The sequence below is a fragment of the Amycolatopsis sp. cg13 genome, assembly GCF_041346965.1.
GTDB lineage: Bacteria > Actinomycetota > Actinomycetes > Mycobacteriales > Pseudonocardiaceae > Amycolatopsis.
The window spans coordinates 4,494,494-4,519,165 of the sequence record NZ_CP166848.1; the positions used below are offsets into that span (position 1 = coordinate 4,494,494).

Genomic DNA, 24,672 nt, shown 5'->3' on the forward strand with positions numbered 1-24,672 from the left:
GGACACAGGGTGGTTCAGGCAGCCAGGCGGTCCGGTTCGGTGTCGGCAGCAGAAGGTTCGGGAACCTGGAAGCTGTGTGCGGTGACGGGTTTGCGCCGCGACAGGAGGTAAATCCCGGCTGCGAAGAGAATTCCGGCGAAGCCGACCGCGATGGTCCCGGCCTCGCCCAGCGAAGCGATCTTGCCCGCCGCCGCGCCGACGATCGCCGCCGCGGGCAGCGTGAACAGCCACGCGAGCACCATCCGGCCCGCCATCCGCCAGCGCACCGGAGCCTCGCGACGGCCGACGCCAGAGCCGACGATGCCTCCCGAACACACGTGCGTGGTCGAGAGCGGGAAACCGAGGTGCGAGGACAGCAGGATCACGACAGCACTGCTGGTCTGCGCGGAAAAGCCCTGCGGACCTTCGATGTCGGTGAGGCCCTTGCCGAGCGTGTGAGTGATGCGCCAGCCACCGAGGTACGTGCCCAGCGCGAGCGCGGACGCGGCGCTGATGATCACCCAGACGGGCGGCGCGGACCCGGCGGGGAGGCTGCCGGCCGCCACGAGCGTCAGGGTGATGACACCCATCGTCTTCTGCGCGTCGTTGGTGCCGTGCGCGAGCGAAACGAGCGACGCGGAAACGATCTGCCCAACTCGGAATCCGCGCCCGCCGCGCTTGCGGACCAGGAACCGGTAGACGAGGAAGGTGACCGCGGCCGCCGCCACTCCCGCGATGATCGGGGACGCGGCGGCCGGAACGAGCACCTTGTCCACGATCTTGGCGAAGTGCACGGAATCCGCGCCCGCGGACACCCAGGTCGCGCCGATCAGGCCGCCGAACAGGGCGTGCGACGAACTCGACGGCAGGCCGACGTACCAGGTGAAGAGGTTCCAGACGATCGCCCCGATGAGCCCGCCGAACACGATGGCGGGCCCGATCCTCGTCTCGTCGACCAGACCGCTGGAAATCGTTTTCGCGACCTCGACCGACAGGAACGCGCCTGCCAGGTTCAAGACCGCGGAGATCGCGACGGCGACGCGGGGCCGGAGTGCTCCGGTGGCGATCGAGGTCGCCATCGCGTTCGCCGTGTCGTGGAAGCCGTTGGTGAAATCGAAAACCAGCGCCGTGCAGATCACGACGACGACGAGCAGCGAGGGGTCCACCCCGACCTCCGAACCCTACGGAAATACCTCTCGCAAGGTACCTGACCGTTTGGGTGAACCGTTAACTCGCCGTAAGTGATCCCGACGTCATCCGTTAAGCCAACGGCAACTGGCGTTGACTTTCCGGAGCCGCCTGGAGCTGACCGGCGGCCAACTGGACGAACCGGCGCGCGAACGGACGCCACGTCTCGGCGATTTCCGCGTGCGCAGAGATCAGGCTCTCGCGCTCGAGCGCGCCCGGACGGGTGAGTTCCGCCATTTCCGGCTCGGCTTCGGCCCAGGCGAGGACGACGTCCGAAGTGGTCTCGATGTGGAACTGGACACCGTAGACACAACGGTTCATCCGGTAGGCCTGGTTCGCGTACTTCGGCGTGGACGCGAGCAGCTCGGCGCTTGGCGGCAGAACCGTGATGACGTCGCGGTGGAACTGCAGGACATCCGGGAGGAAGGGCATGTCCGCGAACAGCGGATCGATCCACGCGGCGTCCTTCTTGGACACCAGCCCCGGTCCGACCTCAGGACCGCCCTCGCCCTCCGCGACCTGCCCACCGGTCGCGACGGCGAGCAACTGCGCGCCGAGACAGACCGCGAGCGTCGGCACGGCCTTCCCCGCTGCGGCGGCGAGCAGCTTCCGGACCTCGATAAGCCAGGGGTGCTTGGTGTCGTCGAGCGCGCCCATGCCGCCGCCGAGGCAGATCAGCCCGGCGTAGCCGTCGAGACTCGCGGGCAGGTCCTGCTCCGGCGGCAGCCGCACGTCGAGCTCAGCGCCCGCCTCGGTGAGCCACTCCCCGAGCGGGCCGAGCGGGTCAGTGGCATCGGGCTGGATGATGAGCAGACGAGTCACGCCGTCCAGGGTACGGCCATGCCAGCCTCGGTCGGATAGCCGTGGGCGAGCCAGGTCGTGATGCCGCCGGAGAGCCGTTTCACCGTGAAGCCGAGCTGCGCGAGCCGGTACGCGCCCTGGGTAGCGGCGTTGCAGTAGATGCTTTCGCAATAGCAGACGTAGACGAGGCTCCGGTCGAGGTCGCGGGTGCTTTCCTCGGTCATTTCCCGGTACGGCAAGCAAATCGCGCCCGGCAGGTGCGCTTCGGCATACGCGCCGGGGCTGCGGGTCTCGACGAGGACGTAGCCGTCGGTGCGTCCGTCCGCGAGGTCCAGGGCGAGATCGACCGGGTCGACCTCGAAGGCGAGTTCGCGCCCGAAGTACTCGACGGCGTTGGCAGGAGCTTCGATGGGCAGGCTGAGGATGCGAGGTTTCACGCTGTTGATCCTCCCGTTCCGGGCCTGGTGGGAGACAGAGGAAGATCCAGGTGTTCGGCCGTCTTCACCAGGGTTTTCCGGGTCTGGACGGCAGTTAGCCTGGAGTCTGGGAAAGGGGTGCTGCGAGTGGAACTGGACGACGTCGACCGGCGCCTGCTGGAGCTGCTCCAGTCCGACGGCCGCCTGACGTTCTCAGAACTCGGCCGCCGGGTGTCGCTGTCCGCGCCGGCCGTGACGGAACGGGTGCGCCGACTGGAACAGCGCGGGGTGATCACCGGCTACGGCGCGCGGGTCGATCCAGAGAAGCTGGGCCGCCCGATCCAGGCGATGGTCCGGGTCCGAGTCCGCAGCCTGGACGGCCCGCGGTTCCGCGAGACGATCCTCCCGCTGCCGGAAATCACCGACGCCGACCACGTCACCGGAGACGAGTGCTGGCTGCTCCGGGTGCACTGCCGCACGACGGCGGAGCTGGAGCAGTTCGTGGAGCGAGCCCAGCGCTACGGCGAGACGACGACCTCGCTGGTGTTCTCTTCTCCCGTTCGGAGACGCGGGCTGCCGCTGTGACCTGGATATGACGAAGGCCCGGACCTCGATGAGGTCCGGTCCTTGACGTTGGGTCGGAAACGAGTCTGGGCCCCGGGAAAACCTTCTCAGGTTCTCGACCGGGGCCCAGACTGTTTGGTTAAGTTCGGCGGTGTCCTACTCTCCCACAACCCTTCGGTTGCAGTACCATCGGCGCAGTCAGGCTTAGCTTCCGGGTTCGGAATGGGACCGGGCGTTTCCCTGACGCTAAAACCACCGAAACACTCCGAAACAACACACACCCTGTCACAGTCGTGACAGCCGGTGTGGTGTTTCAGAACCGTAGAGTGGATGCGAGCGATCTTTGTGGGCAAGTCCTCGGCCTATTAGTACCAGTCAACTCGACAACACATTACTGTGCTTCCATTTCTGGCCTATCAACCCAATCGTCTCTTGGGGGCCTTAACCCACATGGGGTGGGATACCTCATCTTGGAACAGGCTTCCCGCTTAGATGCCTTCAGCGGTTATCCCTTCCGAACATAGCCAACCAGCCATGCCACTGGCGTGACAACTGGCACACCAGAGGTCCGTCCGTCCCGGTCCTCTCGTACTAGGGACAGCCTTCCTCAAGTATCCTGCGCGCGCGGCGGATAGGGACCGAACTGTCTCACGACGTTCTAAACCCAGCTCGCGTGCCGCTTTAATGGGCGAACAGCCCAACCCTTGGGACCTACTCCGGCCCCAGGATGCGACGAGCCGACATCGAGGTGCCAAACCATGCCGTCGATATGGACTCTTGGGCAAGATCAGCCTGTTATCCCCGGGGTACCTTTTATCCGTTGAGCGACACCCCTTCCACCAGGAGGTGCCGGATCACTAGTCCCGACTTTCGTCCCTGCTCGACATGTCTGTCTCACAGTCAAGCTCCCTTGTGCACTTGCACTCGACACCTGATTGCCAACCAGGCTGAGGGAACCTTTGGGCGCCTCCGTTACCCTTTAGGAGGCAACCGCCCCAGTTAAACTACCCATCAGGCACTGTCCCTGAACCAGATCATGGTCCGAGGTTCAGATTCCCAATCCGACCAGAGTGGTATTTCAACAACGACTCCACACCCACTAGCGTGAGCGCTTCACAGTCTCCCACCTATCCTACACAAGCCGAACCGAAAACCAATACCAAACTATAGTAAAGGTCCCGGGGTCTTTCCGTCCTGCCGCGCGTAACGAGCATCTTTACTCGTAATGCAATTTCGCCGGGCCTGTGGTCGAGACAGCCGGAAAGTCGTTACGCCATTCGTGCAGGTCGGAACTTACCCGACAAGGAATTTCGCTACCTTAGGATGGTTATAGTTACCACCGCCGTTTACTGGCGCTTAAATTCTCAGCTTCGCGCCGAAGCGCTAACCGGTCCTCTTAACGTTCCAGCACCGGGCAGGCGTCAGTCCATATACATCGTCTTGCGACTTCGCATGGACCTGTGTTTTTAGTAAACAGTCGCTTTCCGCTGGTCTCTGCGGCCAACCACCGCTCCACTTGCGTGAAGCTTCACGGTGCTTGGCCCCCCTTCTCCCGAAGTTACGGGGGCATTTTGCCGAGTTCCTTAACCACAGTTCACCCGATCGCCTTGGTATTCTCTACCTGACCACCTGTGTTGGTTTGGGGTACGGGCCGTGCATGCACTCACTAGAGGCTTTTCTCGACAGCATAGGATCACCCACTTCGCCTCAAACGGCTACGCATCACGTCTCAGCCATGTGCCATGCGGATTTGCCTACATGACGGCCTACACGCTTACACCAGGACAACCATCGCCTGGCGGAGCTACCTTCCTGCGTCACCCCATCGCTTGACTACTACGGAATCAGGTCCCACGCTCCACACACAGACTCCGTCCGAAGACTTCCTCCGCGGCTTCGGGTGGTTAGTGTCAACCGCCTCGCCATGGGCGCACATGCTCGGGTACGGGAATATCAACCCGTTGTCCATCGACTACGCCTGTCGGCCTCGCCTTAGGTCCCGACTTACCCTGGGCGGATTAGCCTGGCCCAGGAACCCTTGGTCATCCGGCGGCAGAGTTTCTCACTCTGCATTCGCTACTCATGCCTGCATTCTCACTCCCGCACCCTCCACGACTCGCTTCCGCGACCGCTTCCCTGGATGCAGGACGCTCCCCTACCCATCCACACGACTGGACGACCGTCTCGAGGACGAACGTCGATCTATTGCGTGAATGACACAGCTTCGGCGGTGTGCTTAAGCCCCGCTACATTGTCGGCGCAGGACCACTTGACCAGTGAGCTATTACGCACTCTTTCAAGGGTGGCTGCTTCTAAGCCAACCTCCTGGTTGTCTGGGCAATCCCACATCCTTTCCCACTGAGCACACACTTAGGGGCCTTAGCTGGTGTTCTGGGCTGTTTCCCTCTCGACGACGAAGCTTATCCCCCGCCGTCTCACTGCCGCGCTCTCACTAACCGGTATTCGGAGTTTGGTTGATTTCGGTAACCCGGTAAGGCCCCTAGACCATCCAGTAGCTCTACCCCCGGCAAGAAACACGCGACGCTGCACCTAAATGCATTTCGGGGAGAACCAGCTATCACGGAGTTTGATTGGCCTTTCACCCCTACCCACAGCTCATCCCCTCAGTTTTCAACCTAAGTGGGTTCGGGCCTCCACGACGTCTTACCGTCGCTTCACCCTGGCCATGGGTAGATCACTCCGCTTCGGGTCTAGACCACGCGACTCATACGCCCTGTTCAGACTCGCTTTCGCTACGGCTACCCCACCCGGGTTAACCTCGCCACGCAGCACTAACTCGCAGGCTCATTCTTCAAAAGGCACGCCATCACGCCGAAACGCTCTGACGGCTTGTAGGCACACGGTTTCAGGTACTCTTTCACTCCCCTCCCGGGGTACTTTTCATCTTTCCCTCACGGTACTCGTCCGCTATCGGTCTTCAGGAAGTATTTAGGCTTACCGGGTGGTCCCGGCAGATTCACAGCAAATTCCACGAGCTCGCTGCTACTCGGGAACACCACCAAGACCTACAACGACAGCTTTCGCGTACGGGGCTCTCACCCGCTCCGGCCGCCCGTCCCAAGGCGTTCCGCTAACCATCGCGTACATCCGGAGAAATGTCAGTCTCTCCAAGGTGGGTCCCACAACACCGCCTGCACAACGCCTGACAGCTTGACATGCAAACGGTTTAGCCTCTTCCGCTTTCGCTCGCCACTACTCACGGAATCACTTTTGTTTTCTCTTCCTGCGGGTACTGAGATGTTTCACTTCCCCGCGTTCCCTCCACACCGGCTATATATTCACCGGCGGGTAACACCACATCACTGGTGCTGGGTTTCCCCATTCGGAAATCCTCGGATCACAGCTCGGTTGACAGCTCCCCGAGGCATATCGCAGCCTCCCACGTCCTTCATCGGCTCCTGAAGCCAAGACATCCACCATGTGCCCTTAACAACTTGACCACAAAGATGCTCGCATCCACTCTACAGTTCTCAAACACCACACCAGAAACAACGTGTGTTGCCTCAGGACCCAACAGCGTGCCAGCAAACAACCCACCACCCGGATCGACGACCGGCCTTCCACGCGGCAAGCCGCAGTACTAACCGGCGGTCTCAACCACCGCGATGAGCCTTAACCAGTAGTTCCACAATTCCTTGAGCAACCAGAGCAAAACCGCGTGCGGGTTTTAAACTCCGGCCACCCCGCCGAGGTTGGTCCGGGTATCCCGGCCTGGCGGATGTGTTGTGCTCCTTAGAAAGGAGGTGATCCAGCCGCACCTTCCGGTACGGCTACCTTGTTACGACTTCGTCCCAATCGCCAGTCCCACCTTCGACCACTCCCTCCCATAAGGGTTGGGCCATGGGCTTCGGGTGTTACCGACTTTCATGACGTGACGGGCGGTGTGTACAAGGCCCGGGAACGTATTCACCGCAGCGTTGCTGATCTGCGATTACTAGCGACTCCGACTTCACGCAGTCGAGTTGCAGACTGCGATCCGAACTGAGACCGGCTTTAAGGGATTCGCTCCACCTCGCGGTATCGCAGCCCTCTGTACCAGCCATTGTAGCATGTGTGAAGCCCTGGACATAAGGGGCATGATGACTTGACGTCATCCCCACCTTCCTCCGAGTTGACCCCGGCAGTCTCCCACGAGTCCCCGCCATGACGCGCTGGCAACGTAGGATAAGGGTTGCGCTCGTTGCGGGACTTAACCCAACATCTCACGACACGAGCTGACGACAGCCATGCACCACCTGTACACCAACCACAAGGGAAGCCCCATCTCTGGGGATGTCTGGCGCATGTCAAGCCCAGGTAAGGTTCTTCGCGTTGCATCGAATTAATCCACATGCTCCGCCGCTTGTGCGGGCCCCCGTCAATTCCTTTGAGTTTTAGCCTTGCGGCCGTACTCCCCAGGCGGGGCGCTTAATGCGTTAGCTACGGCACGGACAACGTGGAATGTCGCCCACACCTAGCGCCCAACGTTTACAGCGTGGACTACCAGGGTATCTAATCCTGTTCGCTCCCCACGCTTTCGCTCCTCAGCGTCAGTATCGGCCCAGAGACCCGCCTTCGCCACCGGTGTTCCTCCTGATATCTGCGCATTTCACCGCTACACCAGGAATTCCAGTCTCCCCTGCCGAACTCAAGTCTGCCCGTATCGACCGCACGCTCCACGTTAAGCGTGGAGATTTCACGGCCGACGCGACAAACCGCCTACGAGCTCTTTACGCCCAATAATTCCGGACAACGCTCGCACCCTACGTATTACCGCGGCTGCTGGCACGTAGTTAGCCGGTGCTTCTTATCCAGGTACCGTCACTTGCGCTTCGTCCCTGGCGAAAGAGGTTTACAACCCGAAGGCCGTCATCCCTCACGCGGCGTCGCTGCATCAGGCTTGCGCCCATTGTGCAATATTCCCCACTGCTGCCTCCCGTAGGAGTCTGGGCCGTGTCTCAGTCCCAGTGTGGCCGGTCACCCTCTCAGGCCGGCTACCCGTCGTCGCCTTGGTAGGCCATTACCCCACCAACAAGCTGATAGGCCGCGGGTTCATCCTGTACCGCCGGAACTTTCCACACCCCACCATGCGGTGAAATGTCATATCCGGTATTAGACCCAGTTTCCCAGGCTTATCCCAGAGTACAGGGCAGATTACCCACGTGTTACTCACCCGTTCGCCACTCATCCCCGGCCGAAACCGGTTCAGCGTTCGACTTGCATGTGTTAAGCACGCCGCCAGCGTTCGTCCTGAGCCAGGATCAAACTCTCCAACAATGCTGTAAAGTTCGATCGAGACTACTTCTCAATCATTCTCAAAGGAAACCCCGACGAGGGGGTTTCATATATAAGCTCTACTGGCTTAGTTCACTAGCACACTGTTGAGTTCTCAAGCAACACACCCCGAACCGGCCCCGGAATCAACCAGGCCCAACTCGATGCGTTATTTCAAGCTTTTGGTCGAGCATGCCGGTACCTACAAGCTAGTTGTAGGGAGTCGGCGGCCGCTCGTGGGCCGACGCTGAACATTACCTGGTCCGTTTCGCGGTGTCAACCCGCTCGGCCCTGGCTCCTGATCGGTGAGGCTTTCGGCCCCGCCGGCCCGGTGTTCCTGGCGACGAAGAGAAGATTACATGCCTTCCAACCACCCGAAAACAGGGGGGTCACTTAACGGCATCGACGCTGGTCAGAGCCTTGACAGCGGGCCGATTCGACCGGTTCGCGGGCGCTCGGGAGCGTCCGGAAGGGCTCCGGAGCGCCCCCGAGTGACCCAGGTCTCCGCCCGGATGCCCTCGAACCAGCCCAAGTCCACCCCTTCGCGCCCGCCCGCGCAACCCGATTGCGCAGGTCAGCCGACTGCCCGGCCCGCTCGATCCCCAGCGAAACCTGCCAAAAACGAAAGCCGCCGGCCAGTGCAGTGCACTGACCGGCGGCCACAAACCGTCACCCCGAAGGCTTACCCAGGCAACCGGGGCAGGTACCGAGGCGGAACCCGAACCGGCGCGACCCGCGTGTAGTCCGCGGCCAGGGCGAGCATCTTCCCGTCCGTCCACTGGCCGCCCATGAACGAAATCCCCACCGGCAGCGGTCCGACCGAACCGGCCGGGACCGTGACCGCCGGGTACCCCGCCACCGCGGCCGGGGTCGAGGACGGGATCACGTCGTTGTCGCCGACCTTGCAGTCCGTCTTCCAGGCCGGCGGGTTCGTCGGCGACGCGATGGCGTCCAGGTCGTACTTCGCGAGGGTCTCGTCAAGGGACCGGCGCGCCAGGTCGGTCAGCTCGGCCCGGTTCTTCAGGTAGGCCGGATCCTGCGGGCCGGGTGCGGCGAGCGCCTGCTCGAACAGTTCCTGACCAGCGAAGCAGGTGCGTTCCAGCGGGTCAGCGCGGTTGTACGCGATGAGGTCGGCCAGGTTCCGCGGGCCGGTGGGGCGCGTGGCGAGGTAGGCGTCGATGTCGCGGTGGAACTCGGTCAGCAGCGCCGGGAACTCCAGTTCCGAGAGCCGGTCCTGGTACGGCAGGTTGACCTCGACGACCGTCGCGCCAGCGCGTTCCAGCGCGGCTTTCGTCTTGCTGACCACGGCGTCCGTGTCCGGGCCGAGCACCGGCAGCCGCCACAAGCCGATCCGGGCGCCGCGCAGGACGCCGGGGCGGAGGAGTTTCGCGTAGTCGGTCGGCTGGGTCGACGGGTAGCGGAGAGTGGCCGGGTCGGACAGGTCGCGGCCCTGCAGCACCGAGAGCGTCAGCGCGGTGTCGACAACGTTGCGCGCGATGGGTCCCGCCGTGTCCTGCTCCGCGGAGATCGGCACGACGCCGGTGCGGCTGACGAGCCCGAGGCTCGGTTTGTGGCCGACGGTCGCGGTCATCCCGGCCGGGCACACGATCGACCCGTCGGTCTCGCTGCCGATCGCGACCTGCGCGAGCGACGCGGCGACGCCGGCCGCGGACCCGGCGGAGGAACCGCACGGGTTGTGGTCCAGGACGTACGGGTTGTTGGTCTGGCCGCCGACGCCGGACCAGCCGGAAGTCGGCTTCGCGGCGCGGAAGTTGGCCCATTCCGACAGGTTCGCCTTGCCGAGGATCACCGCGCCCGCGTCGCGCAGCCGGGTGATCAGCGTGGCGTCCTTGGCCGGACGGCTCCGCAGCGCGCGCGAACCGGCGGTGGTCTGCTGGTCGTGAGTGTCAACGTTGTCCTTGACCAGCACCGGAATCCCGTCGAGCGGACCGCGGGTGCGGCCGGTCCGGTGCCGGACATCGCTGGCCGCGGCTTGCGCGAGCGCGGCCGGGTTGAGCGCGAGGACGGCGTTGACCTTCGGGTCCAGCACCCGGATCCGGGCGAGGTACGCGCTGGTCAGCCGGGTCGGCGTGAGCTGGCCTGCCGCCATCCGGTGCTGCAGGAACGGGATGTCGGCGCGGTCGAGGTCGAAGTGCAGGCCCGCCGCGTCGACCGCGGGTTCATCCTGCATCGCGACCGCCGGCGGCGCGGTGGCCAAGCCCGCCGCCGCGACCAGTGCGGCGAGTACGGCGGGCAGTCTTTTTCCCATGTTCCGATGCCTCCCCAACGTCGGAGCACGGCCCGGGGGCCCGTCAGAGCATCGGCAACAGGGTCCGGAGCTCGTACGGAGTGACCGCGCTCCGGTAGTTGTCCCACTCGACCCGCTTGTTGCGCAAGAAGAAGTCGTAAACGTGCTCGCCGAGCGCTTCCGGCAGCAGTTCCGACTTCTCCATCTCGGCGAGCGCCTCGCCGAGGTTCTGCGGCAACTGCGAGTAACCGGCGGCGCGGCGTTCGGAGTCCGACAGCTGCCAGATGTTGTCCTCGGCGGGCGGCGGCAGCTCGTAGCCCTTTTCGATGCCCTTCAGCCCCGCGGCCAGTATCACCGAGTAGGCCAGGTACGGGTTGCACGCCGAATCGAGCGTCCGGATCTCCACGCGCCGCGACGACGCCTTGCCCGGCGAGTACATCGGCACGCGCACGAGCGCCGAGCGGTTCGCCCTCCCCCACGACACCGTCGTCGGCGCCTCGCTGCCGCTGATCAGCCGTTTGTAGGAATTGACCCACTGATTGGTCACCGCGGAGATTTCCTTGGCGTGGTGCAGGACCCCGGCGACGAACGCCTTGCCGGTCTCGGAGAGCTCGTGCGGGTCCTCGGCGTCGTAGAACGCGTTGCGATCGCCTTCGAACAGGCTGACGTGGGTGTGCATGCCGGAGCCGGGCTGGTCGGTGAACGGCTTCGGCATGAAGGTCGCGCGCACGCCCTGGGTCAGCGCGACCTCCTTGACCACGTAACGGAACGTCATCACGTTGTCGGCCATGGTCAGGGCGTCGGCGTAGCGAAGGTCAATTTCCTGCTGCCCCGGCGCGCCCTCGTGGTGGCTGAACTCGACCGAGATGCCCATCGCCTCGAGGGTTTCGATCGCGTGCCGGCGGAAGTGCGTCGCGGTGGCGTGGCTGGCTTGGTCGAAGTAGCCGCCGTTGTCGGCGGGCTCGGGCTCGCTGCCGTCGTCGGGGAGGTTGGCGAGCAGGAAGAACTCGATCTCCGGGTGCACGTAGCAGGTGAACCCGGCCTCGCTGGCCTTCGAAAGCTGGCGGCGCAGCACGTGCCGCGGATCGGCCCAGGACGGCGAACCGTCGGGCATCGCGATGTCGCAGAACATCCGCGCGGAGTACGGGCCGCCGTCGGGGGTCTCCCACGGCAGCACCTGGAACGTCGATGGGTCGGGCTTGGCGACCATGTCCGACTCGTAGACGCGCGCGAAGCCTTCGATGGCCGAGCCGTCGAACCCGATGCCCTCGCTGAACGCGCCCTCCAGTTCGGCGGGCGCGACCGCGACGGACTTCAGAAATCCCAGCACGTCGGTGAACCACAGGCGAACGAAACGGATGTCGCGCTCTTCCAAAGTGCGGAGCACGAATTCCTGCTGGCGATCCATGGCCGAACCCTAACCAGCACGTGTTAACGCCATGTTTCACGGGTCACCCACATCGGAGACGGGTTCACGCGAGTTGTGCGAGCTGGGGTTTCCTGGACCGGCTGATCGACAGGGACGCGACCGAGGCGACGACCGCGAGCCCGGCGGCGACGTACCAGGCGACCGCGTAGTCGCCGAGCTGGTCGCGCACCGCGCCCGCGGCGGACGCGGCGAACGCCGCGCCCAGCTGGTGGCAGGCGAAGACCCAGCCGAACACGATCGGACCGGCTTCCCCGAAGGAACGGATGCAGAGCGCGACCGTCGGCGGGACGGTCGCCACCCAGTCGAGGCCGTAGAAGAGGATGAACGCCCACATGCTCGGCTGGACCGAGTCCGTGAACAGCTGCGGCAACAGGGCGAGCGAAACTCCCCGCAACGCGTAGTAGACGCCGAGCAGGATCCGTGGGTCGACCCGGTCGGTGAGCCATCCCGACGCGATCGTTCCCACCACGTCGAAGACACCGACCAGGGCGAGCAGGCTCGCCGCGGTCGTCTGCGGCATGCCGTGGTCGTGCGCGGCCGGGACGAAGTGCGTGCTGACCAACCCGTTCGTGGTCGCCCCGCAGATGGCGAAGCCGATAGCGAGCAGCCAGAACGTACGGGTGCGCGCGGCCTGGAACAGCACCGTCAGCCCTCGGCGGACAGTGCCGACCTTCGGCGCGGGGCGCTCCACTTCGGTGCCTTCGGGCGCTCCGTACGCGACAGCGCCGACGTCGGCAGGGTGATCGCGTACAGCCAGCAGCACGACCGGGACCACCGCGAGAGCCGCGATGGCGATGACCATGGATGCCGTGCGCCAGCCGTCGTCCACCGCGAGCGACGCGATCAACGGCAAGAAGATCAGCTGTCCGGTCGCTCCGGCGGCGGTCAGTACGCCGGTCACGACGCCGCGGTGGCGCACGAACCAGCGCGTCGCGACCATCGCGGCGAAGCTCATCGCCATCGAGCCGGTGCCGAGGCCGACGAGCACGCCCCAGCAGAGGATCAGCTGCCAGCTGGCGCTCATGAAGACCGTGCCGCCCGCGCCGAGAGCGACAACGCACAGCGCGGTGGCCGCGACGCGGCGAATGCCGAACCGCTCCATCAGCGCTGCGGCGAAGGGCGCGAAGAGGCCGTACAGGACGAGGTTGACTGAGACGGCGGAGCCGATCGTGGCGCGGGACCAACCGAACTCTTGGTGCAGCGGATCGATCAGGACACCCGGCGCGGCGCGGAAGCCGGCGGCGGCGAGGAGGGCGACGAACGCGGCCGCCGCGACGAACCAGGCGCGGTGCAGGCGGCGGGCAGGACGAGTCTCAACGGTCACGAGCAGTAAGTCTGGTGCGCCCGGAACTCTGTCGACAGTGGCCGGAAGGACACCATCCGAAAGGATCGGGCCAACCAAGTAGGCTCTCGGCCATGCTCAGCCGACGTGTCCTGCCGGCGCTGCTGCTCCTCGGGCTGGTCGGCGGTTGCACCGCGGCACCCCCCTTGCCCGCGGCGGACGGATTGCTCGCCGCCGCCAAGGAGAACTTCTCCAAGGTCGCCAGCCTGCACTTCTCGGTCGGCGTCAACGGCGTGCTGCCCGGCCTGCCGATGACCAAGCTCGTCGGAAACGCGACCCTCAAGAGCGGCGGCCAGGCGAGCGGCAGCGCGGAATTCACCGATCGGTCGTTCTCGTTTACCGTCTCCGGGCACACCGCGACCACCAAGGACACGAAGGGTCGCGAAACCAAGGGCCCCACGCCCTTCACTGTCGGCCGGTTCCTCGGCCCGCACGGAGGCCTGATCCGTCTCCTCGGCTCGCTCCAGCAGCCGAAAACCGAAATCCGCGAGACGATCCAGCACGTCGACGGCTACCGCGTCGGCGGAACCGTGCCCCAGGCTGTCGCGGCGACGCTGATTCCGCAGATCCACGCGGACGTCAACGTGAAGATCTGGGTGACGGCGGCCGAGCCGCGCCGCTTCGCGCGGATGTGGCTGCAGGTGCCGCCAGCGACGGTCCGGGATAGCCCGGTGATGTACGAAGTCCTGCTGACGGATCAGCAGCCCTAGCAGTTGCCGTCTCGGGCGATGGCCGTGCTGAGGTACGTCGTTGCCGCCTTGTCGACGCAGGCGTTGCCTTTCAGGAACGCTGCGTGCTGTACGTCGTCGACAGTCAGCAGTGCGGCGTTGAGGTCTTTCGCGAGCGCTACGCCCTGACGGTAGGGCGTCGCCGGGTCATGCGTGGTCGAGATGACGAGCGTCTTCGGCAGGCCGGGCGCGGACGGACTGTGCGGCCGTGAGGTCGGCGGTACGGGCCAGGTCGCGCAGGTGTCGAGTTCGTGCGCGTCGGGCGAGCTGCCGGTGAGGAACGGTGCGCCGGTAAGCATTTGGCTGTGCGCGGCGTCGATGACCGTGCGGTCGGTGACGCGGGCGTAGTCGACGCAGCGGACGGCGTAGTAGGCGTCGAAGGCTCCGCTGTAGTGGCCGTTCTCGTCGCGTTGGTAGTAGTCGTCGGCCATCTGAAGCAGCTTCGCGCCGCTACGCCTGGTCGCTAGTTCTTCCAGTGCTTGCTGCAAATTCGGCCACTGCGCGCGGGAGTAGAGCGCGGCTTCCGTCGCGGTGACGGTGTCGGCGAAGGACAGCGTGCGGCCGGGCAGTGCGGAGACCGGAGGGCGGGCGATTCGCTGGAAGGCGGCGGTCGCGTCGCCGATCAGTGGGCACCCAGGCCGCTTCGCGCACCACTGCGCGAAGCGGGTGAAGGCGTCCTGAAACCCGGCGGTCTGCGCGATCAGCGTCTGCGGCAAGTTCTGTGCGGGGTCGATGGCGCCGTCGAGGACCATGGCGCGCACCTTGTCCGGATACGCCTCTGCGTACGCCGAACCGATCTGCGTGCCGTACGAGTAGCCGAGGTACGTGAGCTTCGCGTCGCCGAGGGCGGCTCGAAGGGCGTCGAGGTCGCGTACGACCTCTCGCGTGCCTACGTGGGCGAGAAACTCCGCGCCGGTCTTTTCAAGACAGCCAGCGCTCCCGGCATCTGACGTACGAGCGGCGTCCTGCTCGGCATCCGACTGGCAACGGATCCGAGGCTCGCTCGCGTGAACACCGCGAGGATCGAAGCCGACCAGGTCGAATTGCCGGGCAAGAGTTCCGGCAGGCTGCGCCAATGTGGCCGCCGCGGTCATCCCCGAACTGCCCGGCCCACCGGGATTGAGCACGAGAGACCCGATCCGGTGTGCCGGATCCGTGGCCCGATGCCGCAGCAAACCGATCGACACTGTCGCGCCCTGCGGGTTCGCGTAGTCGAGCGGCACCGTCAGCCGGGCACAGTCGGCCGACTCGTCCGCGTACAGGCCCTTCTCGAAAGCAGTCTGCGCGTACGGCGCACACGGTCCCCACTCGAGCGCTGCTCGCTGGCTCGCGCAAGCCGTAGCGGCGAGCATCATCGCCACCACAACCGTCGCGAGCCAGCGCAACCTCAGTTGGCCTTACAGCGAGTGCCGTCCGGCGGTGTCGTGCCGTCGATCAGGTACTCCGCGCCCGCCTTGTCGACGCACGCGTTGCCCTGAAGGAACACCGTGTGCTGCGTCCCCTCGAAGGTCAACAGCGAGCCCTTCAGCGCCTTCGCGAGATTCACGCCCGCCTGGTACGGCGTCGCGGGGTCGTTCGTCGTCGAGATCGTCAGGGTCTTCGGCAGGCCCTCGACGTTCGGCTCGTGCGGCTTCGACGTGTTCGGCACCGGCCAGAACGCGCACGCGTCGCGGGCGGAGCTGGCCTGGCGGCCGTCGTCGAGGAACGGTGCCGCCTTTACGTATTTCTCCTGGCCTTCGAGGATCTGCTTCGGATCGGTGACACGAGGGTCGTCGACGCAGCGGATCGCGATGAAGGCGTCCTGCGTGGTGCCGTAGCTGCCGTCCGGATTGCGCTCGTTGTAGATGTCGGCGAGCTTCTCCAACGTCGTGCCGCGCTGCAGCTTCAGCTCGTTCAGCCCGGTGTTCAGGTACTCCCAGAGATTTTGCTGGTAGAGGGACTGTATGGCACCAGTGGTCGCGTCGTCGTACGACAGCTTGCGGCCGTCGCCCACCGGCACCGGGAAGTCGATCAGCCGGCGCGTGAGGTCTTGAAACTGCTTCGTCGCTTCAGCCGGGTTGTTGCCGAGCGCGCAGTCCTGACGCGCCGCGCACCACTTCGCGAACTCGTTGAACGCTCCGCCGAAGCCTTGGCCCTGCGCGACGAGTGAGTCTTCCGGGCTCTGAGTCGGGTCGACAGCGCCGTCGAGAACGAGCGCGCGCACGTTCTTCGGGAAGGTCTCCGCGTACGTGGACCCGATGCGCGTGCCGTACGAGTAGCCGAGGTACGTGAGCTTCTCGTCGCCTAGGACGCTTCGCAGCACATCCATGTCCTTAACGACGTCGCGCGTACCGACGTGCGCGAGCATGTCGTCGCCGTACTTCGTCCGCTGTGTGCACTTCGCGGCGAAGTCCTTCTGCTCCGCCTCCTGCTTCGCGACGCCCGCCGGAGAACCGTCGGTCTCGCTGTCGTCGGCGCGGTCGGCGTCGCGCTCGGGTCCGGTCAGGCATTTGATCTGCGGTTCGCTGGCCCCGATCCCCCGCGGGTCGAAGCCGACGAGGTCGAACCGGTCGCCCAGATCGGACTTCGACACCTGGTCCATCAAGCCCGCCGCGGCGACCATGCCCGAAGCGCCCGGTCCGCCCGGGTTCACCACGAGCGAACCGATTTTCTGGCCCGGATCGCTCGCGCGGTGGCGCAGCACGCCGATGGTGATCGTCTGCCCGTCCGGTTTGTCATAGTTCAACGGAACCGTGAGCCGTCCGCACTCGATTCCCTGCGCTTTGAAGGCGGATCGCGCGTCGTCCGAGGTCGCGTAGGGTGCACACGCGGACCAGGACACGCTCTGCCCGTAGAACCGCTCCAGTCCGGCGGGCACCGGGCCCACCGGCGCGTGCGATTCGACCGTCGGAGCTAGCGCGGCCTGGCCGGACTTCGACGAGCACGCCGCGAGCGTGGTCGCGAGCAGGCCGGCAGCCGCTAACGCGACGAACGGATGGACTTTCGGGCTGGCGCTGGGATGACGTGGCACGGTTTGATCGTGCCATCCGGGCGCGGAACTCGAACGCACCGTCGGCGCGTTGGGCAGTGCGGGGTGCGACCGGAGACACATCGACACGAGGAGACCAGGGGTGGCACTGATCAGCCGGGTGGGCAAGCGGCTCCGCCGGATCATCCAGCGGCCGGGCAGCGTCGAGCTGACCCGTTACGAAGCGCTGCTGCCCGCCGTCGAGAAGCTCGAACCGGAGCTGGAGAAGCTCGAGGACGCCGAGCTCACCGAGCGCGCGGGCAAGCTGCGGGACGCCATCGGCGGGGCCGCCTCGTTCACCGACAGCCAGCTGATCGAGATCTGCGCGCTCGGCCGCGAGGCCGCCCGGCGCAAGCTCGGCGAGCGGGCCTTCGACGTCCAGTTGCTCGGCACCATGGGCCTGCTCACCGGGCACGTCGTGCAAATGGAGACCGGTGAGGGCAAGACGCTCGCCGGCGCGCTGGCCGGGGCCGGGTACGCGCTGCGCGGCCGCCGGGTGCACGTAGTCACGGTCAACGACTACCTCGCCCGCCGCGACGCGGAGTGGATGGGCCCGGTGTACGACCTGCTCGGCGTCACCGTCGGCTGGGTCGAACCGGCGCACTCGAAGGAGGAGCGCAAGGAGGCCTACGGCAAGGAGGTCACCTACGGCGCGGTCGCCGAAATCGGCTTCGACGTGCTGCGCGACCGCCTGGTCACCAACGCCGACGACCTCGTGCAGAGGGCCCCCGAGGTGGCGATCGTCGACGAGGCCGACTCGGTGCTGGTCGACGAGGCACGCGTGCCGCTGGTCATGGCCGGTTCGATCGACCACAACGACGCCGACGAGGAGGTCGCCAAGATCGTCCGGCGGCTGCGGCTCGGCCTGCACTACGAGACCGACTCCGAGGGCCGCAACGCGTGGCTGACCAGCGCCGGCGCGTCGGTCGTGGAGAAGTCGCTCGGCGGCGTCGACCTGTACGACGAGTCCGGTTCGGACCGGCTCGCCGCGGTGAACGTCGCCCTGCACGCGCACGCGCTGCTCACCCGCGACGTCGACTACCTGGTCCGCGACGGCAAGGTGCAGCTGATCAACGCCGCCCGCGGCCGCGTCGCCGAACTGCAGCGCTGGCCGGACGGCCTCCAGGCCGCGGTCGAGGCGAAGGAGCAGGTCACCGCCACCGACCGGGGCGAGATTCTCGACTCGATCACCGTGCAGGCGCTGCTCGCGCGCTATCCCGAGGTCGCGGGCATGACCGGTACCGCGGTGGCGGTCGCCGAGCAGCTGCGCGAGTTCTACAAGCTCGAGGTCGCGGTGATCCCGCCGAACACCCCGAACGTCCGCGAGGACCTGCCGGACCGCGTTTTCGCCTCGCCGTCGCAGAAACTGCGCGCGATCGAGGAGGAGATCCGCACGGTGCACGAAACCGGGCGGCCGATCCTCGTCGGCACCCAGGACGTCGCCGAGTCCGAGGAGCTGGCGGAAAAGCTGGCGAAGGTCGACTTGCCGTGCGTCGTGCTGAACGCGCGCAACGACGCCGAAGAGGCCGCGATCATCGCCGAGGCGGGCAAGAAGGGCGCGGTCACCGTGTCCACGCAGATGGCCGGCCGCGGTACCGACATCCGGCTCGGCGGCAGCGACGGCGCGACCCGCGAAGAGGTCGCTGAGCTGGGCGGCCTGCACGTGATCGGCACCGCGCGATATCCGTCGAGCCGTCTCGACGGGCAGCTGCGCGGCCGGTCCGGACGACAGGGCGACCCGGGCAGCGCGATCTTCTTCGCGAGCCTCAACGACGACCTCGTGCTGTCGAACGCGCCGGATCTGCCCGACGGCATCGACGCGGACACCGAGACCGGCGAGATCACCGACCCGGCCGCGCACCGGCAGCTCAACCACGCCCAGCGCGTGGCCGAGGGCGTCGACCTGGAGATCCACCGCAACACCTGGCGCTACACGCGGCTGATCGAGCGGCAGCGCGCCGAGCTGCTGGAACACCGCGACAAGGTGCTGCACACCGGGCTCGCGGCCGAGGAGCTGGAGAAGGCGCAGCCGGAGAAGTTCGCCGAGCTGAAGGAAAAGCTGGACGACTCCGACCGGCTCGAGCAGGTGTGCCGCGAGGTCCGGCTGTTCCACCTCGACCAGCTGTGGTCGGACCACCTGGCGTACCTCACCGACGTGCGCGAGAGCATCCACCTGCGCGCGCTGGCCCGCGAGACGCCGCTGGACGAGTTCCACCGCGCGGCGATCCCGGAATTCCACAAGATCATCGCCGAATCCGCCTCGCGCGCGGCGAAGACGCTCGAGGAAGCCGAGATCACCGACAACGGCCTCGACCTCGAGGACGTCGGCGTGCGGCGGGCGAACACGACGTGGACGTACCTGGTGCACGACAACCCGTTCGACTCGGACTTCGAGCAGACGGTCAAGAAGGTGCGCAGCATGATGCGGATGAAGAAGTCCTGATTCCTTCTTTCGAAGGGCCCCTCGCCGCGGGTGAGGGGCCCTTCGCCGTTCTCTGGCTCACCTCTGCGTAGTTTCTGTCGGTGCGGTGGGACAGAATGGCGGCATGCCGCAACTGCGCATCGCACTGGCCCAGGTCAACACCACCGTCGGCGACATCGACGGGAACACCGCGCTCACCGTCGAGTGGACCCGCAAGGCCGCCGAGGCGGGCGCGCACGTCGTCGTGTTCCCGGAGATGTCCCAGACCGGTTATCCGGTCGAGGACCTCACGCTCCGGCGCACGTTCGCCGACGCGTCCCGGCGCTCGGTGACCGAACTGGCGCGCCGGCTCGACGAGGCAGGCTGCGGCGACGTGCTCGCGTACGTCGGCTATCTCGACCACGACGAAATCGGCCCGCGCGACGCGGCGGCTGCGCTTTACCGCGGCGAGGTCGTCGCCCGGCAGTTCAAGCACCACCTGCCGAACTACGGGGTGTTCGACGAGCACCGGTACTTCAAACCGGGCACCGAACTCGAGGTGCTGCGGCTGCACGGCGTCGACATCGGCATGGTGATCTGCGAGGACATCTGGCAGGACGGCGGGCCGATCTCCGCGCTGGGCAAGGCCGGAGTCGACCTGGTGGTCGCGCCGAACGCGTCGCCGTACGAGCGCTCGAAAGACGAACAGCGGCTGCCGCTGATCGCTCGGCGCGCTGCCGAGGCCGGCGCGCCGCTGGTGTACACGAACCAGGTCGGCGGACAGGACGACCTGGTTTTCGACGGAGACTCGCTGGTGGTCGGCGCGGACGGGACTCTGCTCGCGCGGGCGCCGCAGTTCGTGGAGCACCTGCTGGTGCTGGACTTGGATCTGCCTGCTGCTAGTGCTGCTGCCACTGGCTCTTTCGACGGGCTGGAAGTGCACCGGCGGGTGTTGAATGACTCGCCGCTGGTTGAGTACTCGCCGCTGGTCGCCCCGACGATCAGCGAACCGCTGTCGGACGAGGCCGAGGTGTGGTCGGCGCTGGTCGTCGGGCTGCGCGATTACGTGCACAAGAACGGCTTCTCGTCGGTTACGTTCGGCTTCTCCGGCGGAATCGACTCGGCGGTCTGCGCGGCGCTGGCTGCGGACGCACTCGGCGGGGACAACGTGTACGGCGTTTCGATGCCGTCGAAGTACTCGTCGTCGCACTCGCGGGATGACGCTTCCGACTTGGCGGAGCGGATCGGTGCGCATTACCGGGTCGAGCCGATCGGCGACATGGTTGACGTGTATGTCAATCAGCTGCAGCTGACCGGGCTCGCGGAGGAGAACATCCAGGCGCGGGTGCGCGGGATGCTGCTGATGGCTTTGTCTAATTTGGACGGACACCTGGTGCTGGCGACCGGCAACAAGACCGAACTGGCCGTCGGCTATTCGACTATTTACGGTGACGCGGTCGGAGCTTTCGCGCCGATCAAGGACTTGTTCAAGACGCACGTGTGGCAGCTGGCGCGGTGGCGGAACGAGGAAGCGGCCAAGCGCGGGGAAACGCCGCCGATCCCGGAAAACTCGATCACGAAGCCGCCGTCGGCGGAGCTGCGGCCGGACCAGAAGGACTCGGATTCGCTGCCGGATTACGAGTTGCTGGACGACGTCCTGGACGATTACGTCGAGAACGACCGCGGGTATGCGGATCTGATCGAGGCGGGCTTTGATCCGGAGACCATCGACCGGGTCGTGCGGCTGGTCGACCGAGCCGAGTACAAGCGGCGGCAGTACCCGCCGGGCACGAAGATCACGTTCAAGGCCTTCGGCCGGGACCGGCGGCTTCCGATGACGAACGGATGGCGGGAACGGAAGTCCTGACCGGGATTTCCGCCCCCGGGCATCGGAGCCGGGCGACGGAACGGTGTGCTGACCGAGATTTGCGACGCCGCCGGGCATCGGAGCCGGGGGACGGAGCGAAGTGCTGACCGGGACTTCCGGTGCCGCCGGGCGACGGAACGGCGTGCTGACCGGGATTTCCGGCTTCGCTTCGGAGGCGGGTGCCCGGCGTGACTGGCTGGCAGCCGGACGCTGGAACCTGGTGTGCCGTCGGCCGAGTCCTGAGGCCCGGCTATCCGGGCCTCTTGCTGCAACCCGGTTCCAGCGTCCGGCCGAGGTCTCCAGGCTCGATACGCTGGCTTGGCTCGACCGGCGGAAGCTTCGGGTGCCGTTCGCCATTGCCATTGCCAGACGCGCTCGGCTGGGTTGCTCAGGGCGATGGTCGCGGGTGCAGGGTCGTGTCGTTTTCTCGCCAGTTTCTGTCGGTGCCGGGTCGTACGCTGGGCGGCATGACGGTTGGGTACACGGTGTTCGACACCCCGATCGGGGCGTGCGGCCTCGCCTGGCGGGACGGTGCGGTGATCGGAACCGCACTGCCGGGAAGCACGACTGAGCGGACGCGCGCGCACCTCGCGACGCGCTTCCCGGATGCGGCGGAATCGCCGGTGCCGGACGAACTTCGCGCGGTGGTGGAGGATGTCGTCGCGCTGCTGTCGGGAGAGGCTCGCGATCTGCGTGCGGCACCGTTGGATTACCGGGACGTGCCGGACTTCAACCGGCGCGCGTACGACGTCGCGCGGGCTATTCCGCCGGGAAAAGTCCTGACGTACGGGGATATCGCGCATCAGCTGGGCGCGCCAGGCTCCGCACAGGCTGTCGGACAGGCGATGGGGAACAATCCTTTTCCGATCATCGTGCCGTGCCACCGGGTTTTGGGAGCAGGCAAGAACACCGGCGGCTTCTCAGCGCCGGGCGGGGTCGAGACGAAGCGGCGGATGTTGGTGATCGAAGGGGCTTTTCCGGAGGAACCGACGCTGTTCTGACGGGGTCGGCGCGAGAACTGGTCCGCCTTGAGGATCGGTCAGGAGGCTTGCCCGGCCGCCGTGCGAAAGCCGCTTGGTCGGGCTGGAGCTTTGGCGCACTCGGCCGGAATCCAGCCGCACCCCCAGTGCGGCAGGTTCCCCACCGAGTGCACCCGCTTGCCGAAGCTCGCAGCCAGTCGAAGCCGCCCGGTCGACGATTCTGGCCCCGCGGCCAACGAGCCGACGAGCCGACGAGCCGACGTCCGCGACTAGTCCGGCACGATCCGGCCCGCCTGACTCAGTCATTTCAGCCAGCCGAAAGGCCACTCCCCCTGGCTCAGTCATCTCAGCCAACCGAAAGCCGCTCCCCCCTGGCTCAGTCATTTCGGCCAGCCGAAAGCCACTCCCCTGGCTCGTCCGTCGCCAGCCAGCCACCGACCCGTTCCAGGACAGCCCCGTCGCCAGCCAGGCCAGTGAGCTGACCAGCGCAGCCGACCGAAGCAATCCGCTCGGAGGTGACCACCGCAGCCGAGCGAAGCAGTCCGCTCGAATGAATCACTCGTCCCCGTTGGCCGACCGACCCAACCGTTACGGTCAGCGGCATCCAGTCCCACAGCCGACTAACCGGGAACCAAGCCGCCTGGACTAATTCGGCCGCTGCGACTGACCGGCGATCCACCCTTGAGCCCGCCAACCCAACCCCGCTCGGATTGGCTCGGCCATCGCGGCTGGCTGGGCGAACGTTCAGCGAAACTCAGCTCATTCCGCCGGTTTCCACGGCTTCAGCCAGTCCGTCTCCGGCCAGCCCTCCGCCGCGGCTTGCAGGGGCATGGCGGTGGCGCCGTCCAGGGATTCGCGGACGATGTCGGCGTGACCGGCGTGGCGGGCGGTTTCCTCGATCAGGTGCAGGAGCACCCAGCGGACGGACCAGGCCGACACATCGTCCGGGAACCAGGGCACGTCCTTCGGGACCGGGACTTCCTGGTTCAGGTCCTCGATCCCGGCGATGACCTCTTCGGTGCGGGCGGCCACCTGGTCGTAGGCCGCGATGGCCGACTCCAGCGTCTCGTCCGGGCCGAGGCGGTAGTTTTCCTGGTAGGTCGCCATGCTTTCGGCGAAGGGCTTCGGCGGGATGCGCAGCACATGGTCGATCCAGCCGCTTTCGGTGGACGACACGTGTTTCAGCAGCCCGCCCACGCTCAGGGCGCTCGCGCTGGGCACGGCGCGCGCCTGGTCGTCGGTCAGGCCGTACGCGGCGGTCTTCACCGCTTGCCGCTGCTGAGCCAGGAAACCGAGCAAACCGCCGCGTTCGTCGGGGGTCGGGGAGACTTTGCCAGCCATGGTGGCCTCACTTCCGGTGTCTGTTGCTCCGCAGCATCGCACCCGCCACCGACAATTTTCGGCCGCGGACCGGGACCGGGGTCTGCATGACGTACGCGCCGCCGATCACGACCTGCGCCGCGTGCACCACCAGCTGAACCCGGGTGAACACGCCCTCCAGATGCCCGGCCAGCGTCGACGCCACCACCAGCCCCCACGCGACCAGCACGACCACCAGGCAACCCACCGCACAAGCTCGCCAACCGGACGGCCACCAGAAGATCAGGCTGAACGCGCCGACGGCGACGGCCGCGCTCAGCAGGTTCGGCGTCACCACCGTCTCCGGGACGCCCGCGCACACCATCAGCACGATCCCGAACACCGACACCGAAACTGATGTCAGCCGGCCGCTCCAGTGCGCCGGCGCGAGCCGCATCAGGGCGGGTCCGGTGAGGAAAAAGGCCACGCCGCCGATGCCCGCCGCGACTTGGAAGACCGGCTGCGCGTAGAACAAATCCCAGACCGGCTGTTCGGTCGGCGACACCCCGGTCTGCATGAAGAACTCCAGCAGCCACGCGGAATATCCCGCCAAACCCAGTCCGAGCAGGACTATCAAAGCCACCCGCGCAGCACGCACTTGCCCACCCTAAGCGAATCTCTGCGACGAAGTGCCGGATGGTGTCACACCCGTGACTTACCGGAGGTTCCGGACACCATCCGCTACCACGAACTCACGCACCGAATCCTTGGGGAGGTTACCGGATCATGGTTGACGGGCCGCCAATACCCGCCCCGAACGTGAAGGACGTTCAGGACTTGGCCGGGGATCGCGGAGACGAGGGCGGGAGCAGGGAGGGGACACCGCGGAGCGGCTCGGCGTGGTGGGAGGACAGGGGCGGCGAGGCCGGACGACTGCGGGGCTTGAGGTGGCTGGCCGCGGAAGGCACCGGGACGGCGGCTGGTCACTGGGGAGGACAGGGGCGGCGAGGCCGGACGACTGCGGGATTTGAGATGGCTGGCCGCGGAAGGCACCGGGACCGCGGCTGGTCACCGGGGAGGACAGGGGCGGCGAAGCCGGACGACTGCGGGGCTTGAGGCGGCTGGCCGCGGAAGGCACCGGGACGGCTG

15 protein-coding genes and 3 rRNA genes are annotated in these 24,672 nt (G+C 66.2%); 5 read left to right on the forward strand and 13 right to left on the reverse strand.

The genetic code is table 11. The features are described 5' to 3' along the window. Nucleotides 1-14: 14 nt before the first annotated feature. The 3 genes from AB5I40_RS20560 to AB5I40_RS20570 form a co-directional block, all read right to left on the reverse strand. The gene (locus tag AB5I40_RS20560) at nucleotides 15-1,145 is read right to left on the reverse strand and encodes an anion permease (RefSeq protein ID WP_370940152.1); all 1,131 of its coding nucleotides are present in this window, start codon (nucleotides 1,143-1,145) and stop codon (nucleotides 15-17) included. A 94-nt stretch (nucleotides 1,146-1,239) separates the two neighbouring features. Then, entirely contained in the window at nucleotides 1,240-1,989 is a 750-nt protein-coding gene (locus AB5I40_RS20565) for a type 1 glutamine amidotransferase (RefSeq protein WP_370940153.1), read from the reverse strand. Further along, nucleotides 1,986-2,405, reverse strand: a complete 420-nt coding sequence (locus AB5I40_RS20570; RefSeq protein ID WP_370940154.1) for a rhodanese-like domain-containing protein — start codon at nucleotides 2,403-2,405, stop codon at nucleotides 1,986-1,988. Before AB5I40_RS20570 ends, AB5I40_RS20565 begins: the two co-directional genes overlap by 4 nt. Before the next feature lie 126 nt (nucleotides 2,406-2,531). Between AB5I40_RS20570 and AB5I40_RS20575 the strand changes: the two genes are divergently transcribed. Beyond that, nucleotides 2,532-2,969 carry an Lrp/AsnC family transcriptional regulator gene (locus tag AB5I40_RS20575; RefSeq protein ID WP_370940155.1) on the forward strand — a complete coding sequence of 146 codons (438 nt, stop codon included), beginning with the start codon at nucleotides 2,532-2,534 and terminating at the stop codon, nucleotides 2,967-2,969. A 122-nt stretch (nucleotides 2,970-3,091) separates the two neighbouring features. On the opposite strand, the gene rrf is transcribed toward AB5I40_RS20575, so the two are convergent. The 6 genes from rrf to AB5I40_RS20605 all read right to left on the reverse strand — a co-directional run bounded on the left by rrf (nucleotide 3,092) and on the right by AB5I40_RS20605 (nucleotide 13,223). Continuing rightward, nucleotides 3,092-3,208: ribosomal RNA gene (gene rrf, locus AB5I40_RS20580) — 5S ribosomal RNA — on the reverse strand. Nucleotides 3,209-3,293: 85 nt separating this feature from the next. Continuing rightward, nucleotides 3,294-6,409, reverse strand: a 23S ribosomal RNA gene (locus AB5I40_RS20585). Between the two features lie 296 nt (nucleotides 6,410-6,705). Continuing rightward, nucleotides 6,706-8,225, reverse strand: a 16S ribosomal RNA gene (locus AB5I40_RS20590). The 16S, 23S and 5S rRNA genes sit together here, the layout of an rRNA operon. Nucleotides 8,226-8,904: 679 nt before the next feature. Beyond that, nucleotides 8,905-10,491, reverse strand: a complete 1,587-nt coding sequence (locus AB5I40_RS20595) for an amidase (RefSeq protein ID WP_370940156.1) — start codon at nucleotides 10,489-10,491, stop codon at nucleotides 8,905-8,907. A gap of 43 nt (nucleotides 10,492-10,534) precedes the next feature. Continuing rightward, on the reverse strand, nucleotides 10,535-11,878 hold the full coding sequence (gene glnA, locus AB5I40_RS20600) for a type I glutamate--ammonia ligase (RefSeq protein WP_370940157.1): 1,344 nt from the start codon (nucleotides 11,876-11,878) through the stop codon (nucleotides 10,535-10,537). 64 nt (nucleotides 11,879-11,942) lie between these two features. After that, nucleotides 11,943-13,223: an MFS transporter gene (locus AB5I40_RS20605; RefSeq protein ID WP_370940158.1), complete on the reverse strand. Its 1,281-nt coding sequence runs from the start codon at nucleotides 13,221-13,223 to the stop codon at nucleotides 11,943-11,945. Nucleotides 13,224-13,315: 92 nt separating this feature from the next. Here AB5I40_RS20605 and AB5I40_RS20610 point away from each other — a divergent pair, with 92 nt between their 5' ends. Continuing rightward, the gene (locus tag AB5I40_RS20610; RefSeq protein WP_370940159.1) at nucleotides 13,316-13,951 is read left to right on the forward strand and encodes an LppX_LprAFG lipoprotein; all 636 of its coding nucleotides are present in this window, start codon (nucleotides 13,316-13,318) and stop codon (nucleotides 13,949-13,951) included. On the opposite strand, the gene AB5I40_RS20615 is transcribed toward AB5I40_RS20610, so the two are convergent. Then, the gene (locus tag AB5I40_RS20615) at nucleotides 13,948-15,354 is read right to left on the reverse strand and encodes an alpha/beta hydrolase (RefSeq protein ID WP_370940160.1); all 1,407 of its coding nucleotides are present in this window, start codon (nucleotides 15,352-15,354) and stop codon (nucleotides 13,948-13,950) included. The genes AB5I40_RS20610 and AB5I40_RS20615 overlap by 4 nt on opposite strands. 2 nt (nucleotides 15,355-15,356) lie before the next feature. Continuing rightward, nucleotides 15,357-16,979: an alpha/beta hydrolase gene (locus AB5I40_RS20620; protein WP_370940161.1), complete on the reverse strand. Its 1,623-nt coding sequence runs from the start codon at nucleotides 16,977-16,979 to the stop codon at nucleotides 15,357-15,359. A 100-nt stretch (nucleotides 16,980-17,079) separates the two neighbouring features. On the opposite strand from AB5I40_RS20620, the gene secA2 reads away from it, so the two are divergent. From secA2 to AB5I40_RS20635, 3 genes are all read left to right on the forward strand, one after another. Then, a complete protein-coding gene (secA2, locus tag AB5I40_RS20625; RefSeq protein WP_370940162.1) occupies nucleotides 17,080-19,419 on the forward strand; it encodes an accessory Sec system translocase SecA2 in 2,340 nt (779 codons plus the stop codon). 103 nt (nucleotides 19,420-19,522) lie between these two features. After that, entirely contained in the window at nucleotides 19,523-21,244 is a 1,722-nt protein-coding gene (locus AB5I40_RS20630) for an NAD+ synthase (RefSeq protein WP_370940163.1), read from the forward strand. Nucleotides 21,245-21,711: 467 nt separating this feature from the next. Beyond that, nucleotides 21,712-22,245, forward strand: a complete 534-nt coding sequence (locus tag AB5I40_RS20635; protein WP_370940164.1) for a methylated-DNA--[protein]-cysteine S-methyltransferase — start codon at nucleotides 21,712-21,714, stop codon at nucleotides 22,243-22,245. A 738-nt stretch (nucleotides 22,246-22,983) separates the two neighbouring features. On the opposite strand, the gene AB5I40_RS20640 is transcribed toward AB5I40_RS20635, so the two are convergent. Continuing rightward, a complete protein-coding gene (locus tag AB5I40_RS20640; RefSeq protein WP_370940165.1) occupies nucleotides 22,984-23,565 on the reverse strand; it encodes a DinB family protein in 582 nt (193 codons plus the stop codon). Nucleotides 23,566-23,572: 7 nt separating this feature from the next. Next, nucleotides 23,573-24,181, reverse strand: coding sequence for a hypothetical protein (locus AB5I40_RS20645; protein ID WP_370940166.1), 609 nt, complete (start codon nucleotides 24,179-24,181; stop codon nucleotides 23,573-23,575). Between the last annotated feature and the right edge of the window lie 491 nt (nucleotides 24,182-24,672).